Annotated in this window: 15 protein-coding genes; 5 read left to right on the top strand and 10 right to left on the bottom strand. The window is 62.3% G+C overall.

Annotated elements, in window-relative coordinates; genetic code table 11:
• Position 1: 1 nt before the first annotated feature.
• Together pheS and ACZ5G6_RS08425 are read right to left on the bottom strand one after the other, a co-directional pair.
• Positions 2 to 1,063, bottom strand: coding sequence for a phenylalanine--tRNA ligase subunit alpha (gene pheS, locus ACZ5G6_RS08430; protein WP_223936608.1), 1,062 nt, complete (start codon positions 1,061 to 1,063; stop codon positions 2 to 4).
• Between the two features lie 146 nt (positions 1,064 to 1,209).
• Positions 1,210 to 2,142 (bottom strand): LppM family (lipo)protein, encoded by a 933-nt coding sequence (locus ACZ5G6_RS08425; protein WP_498690732.1) that lies wholly within the window; start codon positions 2,140 to 2,142, stop codon positions 1,210 to 1,212.
• Between the two features lie 107 nt (positions 2,143 to 2,249).
• Here ACZ5G6_RS08425 and ACZ5G6_RS08420 point away from each other — a divergent pair, with 107 nt between their 5' ends.
• Positions 2,250 to 2,669 carry a hypothetical protein gene (locus tag ACZ5G6_RS08420; RefSeq protein ID WP_498690730.1) on the top strand — a complete coding sequence of 140 codons (420 nt, stop codon included), beginning with the start codon at positions 2,250 to 2,252 and terminating at the stop codon, positions 2,667 to 2,669.
• Entirely contained in the window at positions 2,666 to 3,298 is a 633-nt protein-coding gene (locus ACZ5G6_RS08415) for an SIMPL domain-containing protein (RefSeq protein ID WP_498690728.1), read from the top strand. The genes ACZ5G6_RS08420 and ACZ5G6_RS08415 overlap by 4 nt, the downstream gene beginning before the upstream one ends.
• Here ACZ5G6_RS08415 and pcp read toward each other — a convergent pair.
• Positions 3,267 to 3,914 carry a pyroglutamyl-peptidase I gene (pcp, locus tag ACZ5G6_RS08410; protein ID WP_498690726.1) on the bottom strand — a complete coding sequence of 216 codons (648 nt, stop codon included), beginning with the start codon at positions 3,912 to 3,914 and terminating at the stop codon, positions 3,267 to 3,269. The genes ACZ5G6_RS08415 and pcp overlap by 32 nt on opposite strands.
• A 77-nt stretch (positions 3,915 to 3,991) precedes the next feature.
• Between pcp and ACZ5G6_RS08405 the strand changes: the two genes are divergently transcribed.
• Positions 3,992 to 5,086 (top strand): Rv2578c family radical SAM protein, encoded by a 1,095-nt coding sequence (locus ACZ5G6_RS08405; RefSeq protein WP_498690724.1) that lies wholly within the window; start codon positions 3,992 to 3,994, stop codon positions 5,084 to 5,086.
• A 32-nt stretch (positions 5,087 to 5,118) separates the two neighbouring features.
• Here the strand turns inward: ACZ5G6_RS08405 and ACZ5G6_RS08400 are convergent, their stop codons facing one another.
• Positions 5,119 to 5,553, bottom strand: a complete 435-nt coding sequence (locus tag ACZ5G6_RS08400) for a (deoxy)nucleoside triphosphate pyrophosphohydrolase (protein WP_223936602.1) — start codon at positions 5,551 to 5,553, stop codon at positions 5,119 to 5,121.
• Positions 5,554 to 5,689: 136 nt separating this feature from the next.
• On the opposite strand from ACZ5G6_RS08400, the gene ACZ5G6_RS08395 reads away from it, so the two are divergent.
• The gene (locus tag ACZ5G6_RS08395; protein ID WP_223936601.1) at positions 5,690 to 6,895 is read left to right on the top strand and encodes an MFS transporter; all 1,206 of its coding nucleotides are present in this window, start codon (positions 5,690 to 5,692) and stop codon (positions 6,893 to 6,895) included.
• Positions 6,896 to 6,991: 96 nt separating this feature from the next.
• Here ACZ5G6_RS08395 and ACZ5G6_RS08390 read toward each other — a convergent pair whose 3' ends face one another.
• The 5 genes from ACZ5G6_RS08390 to infC all read right to left on the bottom strand — a co-directional run bounded on the left by ACZ5G6_RS08390 (position 6,992) and on the right by infC (position 11,112).
• Positions 6,992 to 7,909 carry a cation diffusion facilitator family transporter gene (locus ACZ5G6_RS08390; RefSeq protein WP_223936600.1) on the bottom strand — a complete coding sequence of 306 codons (918 nt, stop codon included), beginning with the start codon at positions 7,907 to 7,909 and terminating at the stop codon, positions 6,992 to 6,994.
• Between the two features lie 101 nt (positions 7,910 to 8,010).
• Positions 8,011 to 8,922, bottom strand: a complete 912-nt coding sequence (locus ACZ5G6_RS08385) for a TrmH family RNA methyltransferase (RefSeq protein ID WP_223936599.1) — start codon at positions 8,920 to 8,922, stop codon at positions 8,011 to 8,013.
• Positions 8,923 to 8,948: 26 nt separating this feature from the next.
• A complete protein-coding gene (gene rplT, locus ACZ5G6_RS08380; RefSeq protein ID WP_223936598.1) occupies positions 8,949 to 9,629 on the bottom strand; it encodes a 50S ribosomal protein L20, sunset domain variant in 681 nt (226 codons plus the stop codon).
• Positions 9,630 to 9,748: 119 nt separating this feature from the next.
• Complete coding sequence (gene rpmI / locus ACZ5G6_RS08375; RefSeq protein ID WP_059387794.1) at positions 9,749 to 9,943, bottom strand: 50S ribosomal protein L35; 195 nt, start codon at positions 9,941 to 9,943, stop codon at positions 9,749 to 9,751.
• 119 nt (positions 9,944 to 10,062) lie between these two features.
• The gene (gene infC, locus ACZ5G6_RS08370; RefSeq protein ID WP_263422352.1) at positions 10,063 to 11,112 is read right to left on the bottom strand and encodes a translation initiation factor IF-3; all 1,050 of its coding nucleotides are present in this window, start codon (positions 11,110 to 11,112) and stop codon (positions 10,063 to 10,065) included.
• 380 nt (positions 11,113 to 11,492) lie between these two features.
• On the opposite strand from infC, the gene ACZ5G6_RS08365 reads away from it, so the two are divergent.
• A complete protein-coding gene (locus tag ACZ5G6_RS08365; protein WP_223936597.1) occupies positions 11,493 to 11,897 on the top strand; it encodes a DUF1844 domain-containing protein in 405 nt (134 codons plus the stop codon).
• A gap of 155 nt (positions 11,898 to 12,052) precedes the next feature.
• Here the strand turns inward: ACZ5G6_RS08365 and ACZ5G6_RS08360 are convergent, their stop codons facing one another.
• On the bottom strand, positions 12,053 to 13,360 hold the full coding sequence (locus tag ACZ5G6_RS08360) for an MFS transporter (protein WP_498690717.1): 1,308 nt from the start codon (positions 13,358 to 13,360) through the stop codon (positions 12,053 to 12,055).
• Positions 13,361 to 13,389: the final 29 nt, after the last annotated feature.

Here is a 13,389-nt window from a genome sequence, read left to right as displayed (position 1 = left end):
GTTAGATCTCCATCCCGAAGTGCTCGCTGAAACGTACATCGCCCTCGATCATGTCGCGCATATCGCCGACCTCGTTGCGGAACATGAGCGTGCGCTCGATGCCCATGCCGAAGGCAAAACCTGAATAGACATCCGGATCGATGCCGGCAGCCCGGAGGACGTTGGGGTTGACCATGCCGCAGCCGCCCCATTCGATCCAGCGGGGACCGCCCTTGGCGCCAGGGTGCCAGATGTCCAGCTCAGCAGACGGCTCGGTGAACGGGAAGTAGTTGGGGCGCAGGCGGATGGAGGCTTCGTCGCCGAACATCTGCCGGGCGAAGTGCTCCAGCGTTCCACGGAGGTCGGCCATGCTCAGGTTCTTGTCAATCGCCAGGCCTTCGAACTGGTGGAAGACTGGCGTGTGCGTTGCGTCGAGTTCATCAGTGCGGAACACCTTGCCCGGGCACAGCACGTAGATGGGAACCTCGCGCTCCAGCATGGAACGGACCTGAACCGGAGAGGTGTGGGTGCGCATGAGGAGGTGCGCTTCGGGAGGCTCCACGAAGAACGTGTCCTGCATTTCGCGGGCCGGGTGGTCCGGCTTGAAGTTCAGGGCGTCGAAGTTGAACCACTCGGACTCAACCTCGGGACCTTCGGCAATTTCCCAGCCCATGCCCACGAAGATGTCCGAAACACGGTCCTGCAGCGTTGAGAGCGGGTGCCGGGCACCGGCACGGCGTCGACGCGGAGCAGCCGTGACATCAACGGTTTCCTCTACCAGGATCCGGGCATCATTCTCGGCTTCCAATACTTCGGTCCGGGCGGCGAGCGCCTGGTTGACCCGGCCGCGTGAGGATCCCATGAGCTTTCCGGCGGCAGCCTTGTGTTCCTTGGCAAGGCCACCGATTTCACGGTTGGCCAGGCTCAGGGGCGACTTCTCGCCAGTGTGGGCGAGGCGGACAGCCTTGAGTTCTTCGAGGGAGGAGGCAGCCGCAATCGCGGCGATCGCATCCTCAACGGCGGCGTTGATGGCGGCTTCATCCAGCGGATTCGGGATGGCAGCGCCTGGCAAAGTGTCAGTCATCTACTGTTCTTAGCTACGAGTCGGGAGCGGCCGGCATGGCTGGCCTGCAAAACGAAAGGGCAGTGCTCACCGCGGACGGCAAGCACTACCCTTCAGTCTAGTTGAAGCTCACAGGCGCCATCTAACCGCTGAGGCACGTCCGTGTTCTAAGTACCCGACGCCGGTGGCACGGCAGGCGGCGGAGGAACCTGGCCGTCGTCATGCTTTGGTTGTTCTGCTTGCACCTGCGTAGGCTGCGGCGCCGGGGGTTGCTGGGTTGGCTGGCTTCCAGGTGTGTAACCCTGCCCTGCCCAGTTTTGCTGGGGTGGCTGGAAACCTTGCTGGCCAGGCTGCTGGGGGTAGCCGGACTGCTGAGGCGCGTAGCCGGGCTGATTGTAAGTTGCCGCCCCTGCGAGCGCCGGCGCCTGCTGACCAGACTTCCTGCGCAGCAAGACGAAGAGGAGCACCAAGGCTGCAGCGACAACGAGTACGGCTACGAGGATCCAGATGATCCACATCGGAATGCCCGCGCCGGCCTCGGCCTTGGCCTGGACGGTGGTTTCACTGATGGAGAGCATGTCGAAGGTGGCAGTGTTGCCGTCCACCGCTGCACCCTTGGCCTCGACAACCTTGCCCGGGAACGTGAATTTGACGGTGGCTTCGTCGAAGACGGACTTGGCCATTCTGGCCGCTGACGGATCGCTGCTGTCCGAGCCCGTGACTCCGCCCATGGTGATGAAGTAGAAATCTCCATCCTTCTTCAGCTCGAAGGAGGATTCCGAACCCGATGATTCGCCAAGCTTGCCGGGGTCCAAATTAACCGCAGTGATCCGCTTCCCCTTGTACTTATCGTCCTCGTAGTCCACAACCTGGGCACCGTCGGGGATGTCCATGTCTTCACTGCCGTTGCCGTTGGTCTCCATGAATTCGTCGAAGGACTTCTCGCCCAGGACCGATTTTTGGATGGCGTAGACAACCTCGTAGTCGATGCTCTTTTCGTTGTTGACCTTCACCGCCATGTTGAGCTTGAAGCAACCGGTCAGTGCCACCATGACTGCGATCATGACACCGACGACGCCGATGGCGCGTTTGACGTTCATTTTTCCTCTTCCCCCTGGAGTGAGTACGCACCAGGCGCGCCCGGTGCGTGAACAGCGTATCGCCGCCGATCCTGCCGTGCCATACGCCACGGGTCTAGCATGGCTTCATGACTCCCGGGCAGCGCTTACGGCAAGTCGCCAACATGCTGAACCTGACCACACCGTTGGGGCTGTTGGTCGCGCGGACGTCCCGATCGCGCATTTCGCGTGGGCCCCGGGGACTGCTGATAGCAGCAGGGTATGCGTGGAAGCTCCCACACGCCGGAGCGTTTACTGTGGGCAACGTCGTCCTCTACCGCGCAGCCCACGGCCTGGCAGGACGCGATGAGCGGCTCCTTGCCCATGAGGAGCGGCACAGCACGCAGTACGCCTATTGCCTGGGGTTGCCGTTCCTCGTTTTCTATGGTGTCGCGGCCGGGTGGTCCATGCTGCGCACCGGCAATCCGGCGTCGAGGAATTTCTTTGAACGGCAGGCTGGACTGGCCGCAGGCGGCTACATTGACCATGGAATCGAGGCCGAAGCATGAAACGCACCATAACCGTCACCGGAAGTGCGAGCGCCAAGGCAGTTCCGGACCTGGTGACACTGACTTTGGGCGTCGAGACGCGACGGGAGACTGCATCCAGGGCATACGACGACGCCGGGAAGGCGGCCGCCGCCGTCGCCGCCGGTTTGCGCGCTGCAGGCGTGCATGACTCCGATCTGCGTACCAGCGCCCTGAACCTGCGGGCAGACCTGGTGTGGGTGGAGGGGCAAGGACAGAAGGTCGCCGCCTATGTGGCGACCACTAATGTTCGCGTCGGCATCCGCTCCCATACCCAGGCACCGGCCACCATAGCAGCGGCGGTGGCCGCCGGTGGGGACGACATCCGGATCAACGGCATAGAACAGGGTTTTGCAGACATGTCTCCGGTCACCAGGCAGGCGCAGGAAGCCGCATGGCAGGACGCCCTTCAGCGGGCGGAGCAGTACGCCTCCCTGGCCTCAGCCAGGTTGGGCTCCGTAGTCTCCATTTCCCAGCAACCCCTGCCGGGCTCCCCTATCCCGATGGGTGGACTCGTCAGGGCCTCTGCTGCTGACGCACTTCCTATCGAGGCCGGGGAGTCATCGGTAGCCGCAAGCGTCACCGTGGAATGGGAACTCTTGAATCCCTAGGTCCATCCACAGGCGCCTGGACTGCCGTCCTGACGACCACCGCGATGCCGGCAGCCATGGATTCCAGTGGCATGGAGGCAGTCAGGCTCCCCGCGGGCACCTGCTCCGGAAGAAAGGGAAGATGGACAAACCCTGCCCGAACGCCGGCCTTCCCTGACAGGGCGTTCATCAGCGCATAAAACACATGGTTGCAAACGTACGTACCTGCAGACTGCGAAACCTCACCCTTGATGCCGGCGATCTGCAGGTTCCGTAGGGCGGCTTTGATCGGCAGCGTCGAGAAGTACGCCGCCGGGCCGCCGGGAACCACTTCCTGGTCGATGGGCCGCTGGCCCTTGTTATCAGGGATGCGGGCGTCATCGCAGTTGATGGCAACGCGCTCCAGGGAGACCCTCTCCCTCCCTCCGGCCAATCCCGCGCACAGCACGACGTCCGGCGTTAGGGTTTTTACGGCATCGAGCAGGACAGTCACTGACTCACCGAAGACGCAGGGAAGCTCCACTGCTTGAACCTCGCGCCCCTCGGAGCGCAGGATGTCGCGTGCGCGCAGGGCAGCCGCCCAGGACGGATTGACCTCTTGATCGCCAAACGGTTCGAATCCAGCCAGCAGAATCATGGGCCAACCTTAGCAAGCTCCTGAATCGGCATTCGGGGTCCTTGACATTGGTTCGAACATACATTCGAATGGAGTGCATGAGATGGGACGCACAAGCACTTTCGCCAACCCGTGGACCGGCGTCCGAAAGCCTTGGCAGTCCGGCTCCGGGGCCCGCCCCGGCCTTGGATGCCCTGCTGCCGCTGGCCGGGCTTGTGCGTTCCATCTCAACACCCGAATTCTCCGGAGTCACCTTCCATGAGGTCACCGCAAAGTCAGTGCTCAACAAGGTGCCTTCCGGTTCCAATATGCCTTTCGAGTGGACAGTGAATCCCTATAGGGGTTGCAGCCACGCCTGCGTCTACTGCTTCGCCCGGAAGACCCACACCTACCTGGAGTTCGACGCCGGACGTGACTTCGATTCCCAGGTGGTGGTCAAGATCAACGCGGCAGAGGTCCTTCGGAGGGAACTCGCCAAACCTTCCTGGGAACGGCACCAGGTGGCCCTGGGAACCAACACAGACCCCTACCAGCGCGCCGAAGGCCGATACGCGCTGATGCCAGGGATCATCCGGGCCCTGGCAGATTCAGGCACCCCGTTTTCCATCCTGACCAAAGGCACGTTGCTTGCCCGGGACATTCCCCTGCTCAAGCACGCGGCCACCCAGGTCCCGGTGGACCTGGGGATCTCACTGGCCATGACCAACGAGGACCTTGCTGAGATTGTCGAGCCCGGGACCCCCTCGCCGAGGGCCCGCCTCAAGCTCATTGCGCGGCTACGTGAAGCAGGTCTGGGTTGCGGAGTCATGGCTATGCCCATCCTGCCTTGGCTCACGGATTCAGACGAAGCCCTTGAATCCCTTTTCTCGGAACTTTCCAAGGCCGGCGCCACGGGCGTCACTGCCGGAGCCCTCTACCTCAAGCCCGGTACGCGGGAGTGGTACATGAAGTGGCTCGCCGCCCACCATCCCGAACTCGTGGGCCGGTACCGCCGCCTGTACGGACAGGGTTCTTATGCCTCCAAGGAATACCGAACCTGGTTATCGGGCAGGGTCAATCACTTCAAGGCCAAGCACGGCTTTACCGGGACGCATGGCTTCAGCCACCGGAATGCCCGTCCAGCCACCCCTGCAACTCCGGGCGCGGATGCTGTTGTCGGCACGCCGCTGCCAGGCCAAGAGCGACTTTTCTGAACAGACGCCCAGTGAAGAAGCAGTAAACAGGCCTAGGCAGGTGCAGCCACGCGTTCCAACAGTGCCCTGACGATAGGGAAGTCCGCCGGGATCCAGGCAAGGCTAAGAGCTTCCCCGCCATCAACCAGAGATACCCAGCGCAACTCGTCGTGATCTTCAAGCGCCTGGGGTGTGCCTTCAGCGAGTTCCGCCAACCACACACGCATGGCCGCGCGCTCATTGAGGGGCCATCCCGCTGCTTCCCCGGACTCCAGCTCGGCACCCAGCCGAACAGTCACTCCCAGCTCTTCCGCGAGCTCCCGATGCAGGGCAGCCTCGGACGATTCGCCGTCCTCCACTTTTCCGCCGGGAAATTCCCACATTCCGGCGAACTGCGGCGGCGCGGTGCGACGCGCTGCAAGGAGTCGACCAGGAGCGTCCAGGGAATCGACGACGGCGGCACCCACCACGTTTATCAATCCAGTCACCGAATCAGTCTATGGGTGGTGGGGATCATGGGCATCGTCACATTGCGACGTCAAAGTGTTGGGCACCGGACTAAACTTGTAATCGGATTTTCTCCACCTTTCCCCACGCCCTCAAGGCACCTCAAGAAGCAGGCTCATGACTATCACCGTGTCCCCAACCGCCGTCGCCACAGAAAGGCGTCACCTAGGTTTGGCCATCCTCGCGCTGGCCATGGGCGGGTTCGCCATCGGCACCACAGAATTCGCCATGATGGGACTTCTCAAGGAAATCGAGGAAGGCCTGGGCATCAGCACCCCGGAGGCCGGTAACCTCATCTCCGCCTACGCCCTGGGCGTCGTTATTGGAGCGCCCATCTTCGCGGCATTTGGAGCGAAACTGCCCAGGAAGCACTTGGCGTTGGGGTTGATGCTGTTCCTATCCATCGCCAACCTGACCTCCTTCATTGCACCCGACTACGGCTTCATGCTGCTTTCGCGCTTCGCTTCCGGTTTGCCCCATGGCGCGTTCTTCGGTGTGGCTGCCGTCATCGCTGCGGGATTGGTGGCACCCACTAAACGAGGTTGGGCCATCTCCATGGTGATGGCAGGCTTGACTGTCTCCAACGTCATCGGCGTGCCCCTGGCTACCTGGGTGGGCCAGACCTTCGGCTGGAGGCTTCTCTTCATCATTGTGGGGGTCATTGGCATGCTTACCGTAGTCATGGTGTGGAAATTCGTTCCCTTCGAAGCAGCGCACCCCGAAGCCAGTATTCGGCGCGAGTTGGGAGCCCTCAAGCGGCTCCAGGTGTGGCTTGCGTTGCTGATCGGAATCATCGGCTTTGGTGGGTTCTTCGCCGTCTACACCTACATCGCCCACACTATGACCGGCGTGGCAGGGATACCCGAAGGCCTCATTCCCGCGGTGGTGGCGTTGTACGGACTGGGCATGGTGGCAGGCAACATCATCGGGGGCCGCATTGCCGATAAGTCAGTCATGGGCACCATCTATTGGGTCATGCCCGGTATCGCCGCAGCCCTGGTGGTTTACGCCATCGCGGCGCACTGGGCTTGGTCCGCCTTCATCATGGCCTTCGTCGTCGGCGGCATCGGTTCAATGCTGACGCCAGCTTTGCAGACGCGGCTCCTGGATGCTGCTCCAGGCGCAGCCTCGCTCGCTTCGTCCCTGAACCACTCCGCCCTGAACATTGCCAACGCGCTGGGCGCTTTCCTCGGCGGTACCGTGATCGCCTGGGGTTGGGGCTACGTGGCTCCGGCCCTTGTTGGTGCGGTGCTCGCAATCCTCGGCTTGGGAGTCGCCATCATCAGCGGCCTGCTGGAACGCAAGAAACCGCTGGCCACCTGACCAGCCTGCGGCTCGCTGACCAGCAGCTGTCCACTTCAACAAGAAAGGATGGGCTCCGCGAATAGCGGAGCCCATCCTTTCTTAATGCTGACCGGACTATGCCTGTACGCGCTCTACATCCGGTTCCAAGTAGATGACCCGCGCAATCGGAACAGCCGCCCGGATCCGCTGCTCGGCGTCGTCGATGACTCGTGCAATTGCCTGGCCGGTATCGGCGGCACCCATCGTGATCTTGGCAGCAACCAAGAGTTCTTCAGGCCCCAGGTGCATGGTCTTGAGATGGATGATGCGGGTTCCGTCGGCCTGCAATGCCTCAGTGATGCGCGCAACGTCGTCTTTGGTAGCCGACTCACCCAGCAGGAGCGACTTGGTTTCGACCGCAAGGATAACGGCGATGGCTACCAGGAGAAGGCCGATCATTGCGGTACCGAGCGCGTCCCAGACGCCATCCCCCGTTACGAGGGTCATGCTGACGCCGAAGAGCGCGAAAACCAAGCCCAGCAAGGCACCGAAGTCTTCAAGGAGGATGACAGGCAGTTCGGGTTGCTTGGCGTTGCGGATGAACTTGGCCCACGTCTGCTTGCCACGGATATGGTTCGATTCCACGATGGCGGTTCGGAAAGAGAACGACTCGGCAATGATGGCGCCAACCAGGACGGCCAACGGCACCCACCAGAAGTCGCCTTCGATGCCGTGCGGGTGCTGGAACTTCTCCCATGCCTCGTACAGGGCAAAGAGGCCACCCACGCTGAAGAGGACAATGGACACGATGAACGCGTAGATGTACCGCTCGCGGCCGTAGCCAAAGGGGTGCTCGGGGCTCGCCGCACGCTGCGCGCGCTTGCCACCCACCAGGAGAAGGATCTGGTTGCCGGAGTCTGCCACTGAGTGGATGGCTTCAGCGAGCATGGACGATGACATCGTCAGGACGAACGCAACGAACTTCAGGACAGCGATGGTCAGGTTCGCGGCGAGGGCCGCCACGATCGCTTTGGTACCGCCACTTGCAGCCACGAAAGCTTCACCTCTTCGGTTTTGGGAAAGTTTGGAATGGGCCAAGAAGAGTCGTCATCGTGACGATCTTGCAAGAATTACCGTACCGGGCGTCGGGTTATTTATGCATTCCCGACCCGGGCGCCCTGCTGCGAACGGGCACTTGCATAGAGGCAAACAGTGGCCGCTGTACCCAGGTTCAAGCTCTCCGCTGCCCCATAGACAGGAACAGCTACACGGTGATCCGCAAGAGCCAATTCGGCGTCGGACAACCCTTGAGCCTCGTTCCCGAACAACCATGCCGTAGGCGCCTCAAGCGCATAATCAGAGGCCACATCGCCGTTTCCAAGCCTGCGGGCAGCATTCTCGTCCTGGAGCTTGTCCAGGTTCACTGTCCCATAGCCGTCAGCGGCCAGGACGCCGATCCCCCGTTCCCGGCAACGCGCCACGAGCTCTTCAACATCAGCCCCCAGGACGACCGGGAGGTGAAACAACGAACCGGCCGTGGACCGGACCGCCTTGGGGTTGTAAATGTCCACGCTGGAGCCCGTCAGCACCACAGCATCAGCACCTGCAGCGTCGGCCGCACGCAGGACCGTGCCTGCATTGCCGGGGTCCCGGACCTGGCACATCACCGCAATCAGGCGAGGACCGGCGTCGAGCACTGATTCAAGGCTGACATCCACAAAACTACACACGGCAACAATGCCTTGCGGATTGACAGTGTCCGCCATGGCGGACAAAACCTCGTCACTGGCCAGCCGAAGCTGCGTTCCTTCTGCAAGGTCCGCGAGTTCCGGCAGCCGGTCCAGGCAGGCCTCGCTCGCAAAGACTTCATGCACGACGGCGCTACCGCCTGCCGCTATGCGCTCACGGTGAAGCGTCAAGGCCTCGCGCACCGCCTGTGGACCCTCAGCCAGGAAACGGCCGCGCTTTAAACGAGCCGGGCGCCCGGCAAGCTTGGCGACGTCCCTCACCCGATCTGCTCGGGGGTTGGTCATCGGAAAGTCTTGCGGGCGCCCGGTTTGGTTCATATAAAGAACTTTAGTGGCAGTTGCGACTAGTTCTTGATCTGCTGGCGGGCTTCGCCGCCGGCCGGCTCGAAGCCAGCAGCCTTTGCAGCCTCAACGGTGGAGAACCAGTACTCAGCAGCCGTGTTCTCGTACCAAGTGGAACCCGGTACGTGGTACTTCTTGGACTCGGCGTTGCCCTTGATGGCGTGGCCTTCCGGAGCACCTTCGCCTTCAACGGCAGCAATAGCGCCATCGATGGCCGGCTTCTCGGAAACAGCAGCCTTGACAGCCGTTGCAGAAGCAGCAGCCGGAGCAACCTTGGCAGCCTTCGGTGCAGCAACCTCAGCCTTGGCAGCCGGAGCGGACGTGTCGGCCGGGAGGGCAGCCTTGGCAATGTTCACCAGAGCGGCAAATGCGTTTGCGTCCGAGACAGCCAGTTCGGCAAGCATGCGGCGGTCAACCTCAACCTCAGCGGCCTTGAGGCCCTGGATCAAGCGGTTGTAGGTGAGGCCGTTGGCGCGGGATGCAGCGTTGATGCGCTGGATCCAGAGGCGACGGAAATCACCCTTCTTCTTGCGGCGGTCGCCGTAGCTGTACACAAACGAGTGCAGCAGCTGCTCTTTGGCCTTGCGGTACAGGCGCGAACGCTGACCGCGGTAACCCTTGGCGCGTTCGAGGATAACCCGGCGCTTCTTGTGGGCGTTTACCGCCCGCTTCACACGTGCCACGTGCGTACTCCTTCAGAAATCTTTATCCCAAGCTGCTACTGCCGGAGAACCGGCCGGCCTGAGAAGGCTTTTGGTGTAGTCGGCCGCTACCGGATGGCAGCAACCAAAGAACTTGGAACTTAGACGCCGAGCATCTTCTTGATGACCTTGGCATCGCCCTTGAAGACGATCTTGTCGCCGGCGAGGCGACGGGTCAGCGTGGAGGACTTGTGCTCCAGGTAGTGGCGGCGGTTGGCCTGCTGACGCTTCAGCTTGCCGGTGCCGGTCAGCTTGAAGCGCTTCTTAGCACCGCTGTGGGTCTTCATCTTCGGCATGGGAACCGATCTCCTTACGTGTCCACGGACAAAGTCCGCAGTTCTTTCGTGCAGCCGGCCTACGGGGGCCGGCGTGCTGGTTGCTTGCCGTTGGAGGCCAGGGCCTCCGCGGCGCTGAACTAGTTGGTCTTGCGTGATGCAGGCTTCGGCGCAGCCTTGGGGGCTGCGGGCCGAGCTGCCGGCTTGGGAGCTGCCGGCTTGGCGACGGGCTTCGGAGCCGAGGGAACTGCAGGCTTCGGGGCAGCTGCCGGAACAGCTGGCTTCGGAGCTGCCTGCGGGACCGCTGCCGGTGCGGGGGCTGCCTTGGGGGCCGGGGCTTTCTCCGCCGGTGCAGCCTTCACAGCCGGGGCTTCCGCAACCACGGGTGCTTCTTCGACTACTGGCGCCGGGGTTTCCTCAACCACGGGAGCCTCTTCAACTACCGGAGCCTCTTCAGCTACCGGAACCTCTTCAACTACCGGGGCTTCTTCAACAACCGGAGCCTCTTCAGCAACGGGAGCTTCGACCTCGGGAGCTTCCACGGCTTCCTGCTTGGGCTCTTCTTCGGAAGCAAGCAGGCCTGCCGGAAGAAGGTCACCCAGGGTCTGCGTCAGCGGAGCCTGGTCACCCGTGGTGTCCACGCGTCCGGATGCCTTGGCCTCGTTCTGCGCCTTGGCTTCTGCACGCTGGGCGGCACGCCGGGCTTCAGCCTTGGCTTCGGCCTTGTTCTTCAGCGGACCGATCACCATGACCATGTTGCGGCCATCGATGCGAGGGCTGGACTCGACAATGCCAACCTCGGCTACGTCTTCAGCAAACTTCTGAAGCAGGCGGATGCCCATCTCAGGACGCTGCTGTTCGCGGCCACGGAACTGGATCATTGCCTTGACCTTGTCCCCGGCACCGAGGAAACGAAGTGCGTGTCCGCGCTTGGTTTCGTAGTCGTGCTTGTCGATCTTCAGGCGGAAACGGATTTCCTTAAGAACCGTGTTGGTCTGGTTCTTGCGGGCCTCACGCGCCTTGACGGCAGCCTCGTACTTGTACTTGCCGAAGTCCATCAACTTGCAAACAGGAGGCTTAGCCTGCGGGGCAACTTCAACGAGATCGAGATCGGATTCGGCAGCAAGACGCAGGGCGTCCTCGATGCGGACAATTCCTACCTGTTCGCCGGCAGGGCCGACCAGCCGCACCTCGGGGACGCGGATACGCTCATTGATTCTTGGCTCGCTAATGTTAAAGCTCCTGTGGTTGTGGTGAGTTTCACCGGCAAATAGAGAAGGCCTCCAATTGCTGGTGCAATCGAAGGCCTCAAGGATCGGATGTGTTCCCTTGAAGGGGAAGCACGCACTCGGGAGGCTGCGCCTCCGTGTGTCCGACCTGTACCCGGCAACCTCTTGTTCCCTGAGGGAATCCTGTCCCCGAAGGGAAACGGCTGACGCGGGTGGGAGAGAACTCCGCTTGCAAACTGAAAATCAATTCTACAGAAATAACCCGCCGAGCGCACATTGCACGGGCGGGAGCATTTAATGCGAATAACGACTTCCAGTCGGTCTATGACAAGCTTACCAGTATGAGCACTGAAGACAGCAATCCGCGCAACTCCTACTCCGAGGACACAGCCACAGCCCCCGCCGCCGACGCCGGGGTTTCCCAGCAGATCCGCGACATCGCGGAAGTTCCGGCCGTAGAGGTCATCACCACCGGCGCGGTCCACCTGATGAGCGCCGCCGCTGTGAAAGTCGGCCTTGCCGACGACCCCAACGCAGAAGACCTCAAAGACCTCGACGAGGCCCGCAAACTCATCACCGCTTTGGCCGGCCTGGTAACGGCGGCTGCCCCCGAAATCGGCTCCCAGCATGCCGGGCCCTTGCGTGATGGGCTGCGTTCCCTCCAGCTGGCGTTCCGCGAGGCTTCCCTTATCCCCGACGCCCCTGGCAAAGGCCCAGGTGAGAAGTTCACCGGACCCGTGAACTAGCCCGGAACCGCCGCAAGAATTTCCGACGGCGGCCCAGCCACACAGGTGGCCGGGCCGCCGTCGTCGTTAATGGCAGTTGGAATATTCGCACTGGGCCACTCGCGCAGGGAATCGCGCAGGGAATATTCGCGCTGAAGAATTTCCCGACGCTGGAACTACACCCGCGCGGCGCGCCGTCGCATGGACATGAGGATGAAGCCAGCGACGCAGAGCACGACCCCTGCTGACCCGACGGCGGCAAAGCCGCCCGATGGGCCCACGGTGTCGATGAATATCCCGGCAAGAGGCGCCCCCAGCGCAATTCCGGCGGTTAGTGCGGAACCGTACCAGCCCATCGCCTCGCCGCGACGTTCCTCATCCACAAGGTCCGCCACCTTCTCCGAGGAGGCCGACAGCACGGGAGCGCAAAGAAGGCCCGGGAAAATCGAGAGCACGGCCAGGGTCCATGTGTCGTGGGCGAAACCCATCGGGATGGTGAGTGCCGCCATGCCCAACAACAGGAGCATGGGAGAGACCGGACGATTCATGGCTCCGTAGATCAGCCCGCCCACCACAGATGCCGCACACCAGAAGAAGAAGACGATGCCGATCTGGTTCTGGTGACCACCGCGCTCCAGCAGGCCAACAATACTGACGTCCGAACCGCTGAGTACCATCCCAGATCCCGCAGCGACGGCGAACAGAGCCGCAACGGAAACCGTAAACCAGGTGAAGTTACGGGCTACGCGGTTCCGGAGGCCGGCCGTGCGGGACGTGGCCGTCGGCGCCATTTCAGACGCTGCCTCCTGCACATGGCCTGGGGCAGAGGCCACCATGGCCGCCTCGGCAGCGGCAAGGTCCGCGGCGGCACGTGCCGCAGATTCCTCCGGGGTGCAGGTGCTTTCAGTCCGGGTGGGTGGATTGAACCAGATCAGGAACAGGCCAGCCACGGAGACAGAGGCCCCTACCGCCGTGAGTCCTACGGCCGAGAAGCCGCTCGTGGCAACAATCGCGCCAACAGCGGGGCCGATCATAAACACAAGCTCAGTTGCGATGGAATCGAGCGCAAACGCCGAACGCCGCTGGTCTCCATCCACCATGACGCCCAGCGACTGACGGACCACGCTGAAGATCGGCAGGGTGAACAAGCCCCCCACGAAGACCAAGGGAAGCAACCACGCATACGGGACGTGCGGAACGATCGTCCAGATGACTGTCTCCGAAACGACAGATGGGATCAGGGCCTTCCGCAGTCCTACCATGTCCACCCGCCGACCACGCCAGGGTGCCCCCAAGGCAATGCCAATTGTCATGACGGCGGCAGCAGCACCCGCGGCAGCATAGCCCTCCCCCAGCGTCAGGACGATGTGCAAAGTCAGAAGCACGCCAGCCGCCGAATGAGGAATGCGGGCAACCATTCCCACGAGCAGGAGCCGCCGGACAGGGCGGATGGACAGCATCTCTTTGTAGAGAGCGAAGTTCACTGGCTAAATCCTCTTGTTCCCCCGGGGCG

This window comes from Arthrobacter sp. TmtSoilC51 (assembly GCF_055388015.1).
The sequence above is the reverse complement of the archived record's forward strand: the minus strand, read 5'-3'. Positions and strand labels throughout refer to the sequence as shown.

Bases quoted from the DNA above. Each gene is read 5' to 3' on its own strand.
- pheS (WP_223936608.1), bottom strand. From the start codon at position 1,063: ATGACTGACACTTTGCCAGGCGCTGCCATCCCGAATCCGCTGGATGAA.
- ACZ5G6_RS08425 (WP_498690732.1), bottom strand. From the start codon at position 2,142: ATGAACGTCAAACGCGCCATCGGCGTCGTCGGTGTCATGATCGCAGTC.
- ACZ5G6_RS08420 (WP_498690730.1), top strand. From the start codon at position 2,250: ATGACTCCCGGGCAGCGCTTACGGCAAGTCGCCAACATGCTGAACCTG.
- ACZ5G6_RS08415 (WP_498690728.1), top strand. From the start codon at position 2,666: ATGAAACGCACCATAACCGTCACCGGAAGTGCGAGCGCCAAGGCAGTT.
- pcp (WP_498690726.1), bottom strand. From the start codon at position 3,914: ATGATTCTGCTGGCTGGATTCGAACCGTTTGGCGATCAAGAGGTCAAT.
- ACZ5G6_RS08405 (WP_498690724.1), top strand. From the start codon at position 3,992: ATGAGATGGGACGCACAAGCACTTTCGCCAACCCGTGGACCGGCGTCC.
- ACZ5G6_RS08395 (WP_223936601.1), top strand. From the start codon at position 5,690: ATGACTATCACCGTGTCCCCAACCGCCGTCGCCACAGAAAGGCGTCAC.
- ACZ5G6_RS08385 (WP_223936599.1), bottom strand. From the start codon at position 8,922: ATGAACCAAACCGGGCGCCCGCAAGACTTTCCGATGACCAACCCCCGA.
- rpmI (WP_059387794.1), bottom strand. From the start codon at position 9,943: ATGCCGAAGATGAAGACCCACAGCGGTGCTAAGAAGCGCTTCAAGCTG.
- ACZ5G6_RS08365 (WP_223936597.1), top strand. From the start codon at position 11,493: ATGAGCACTGAAGACAGCAATCCGCGCAACTCCTACTCCGAGGACACA.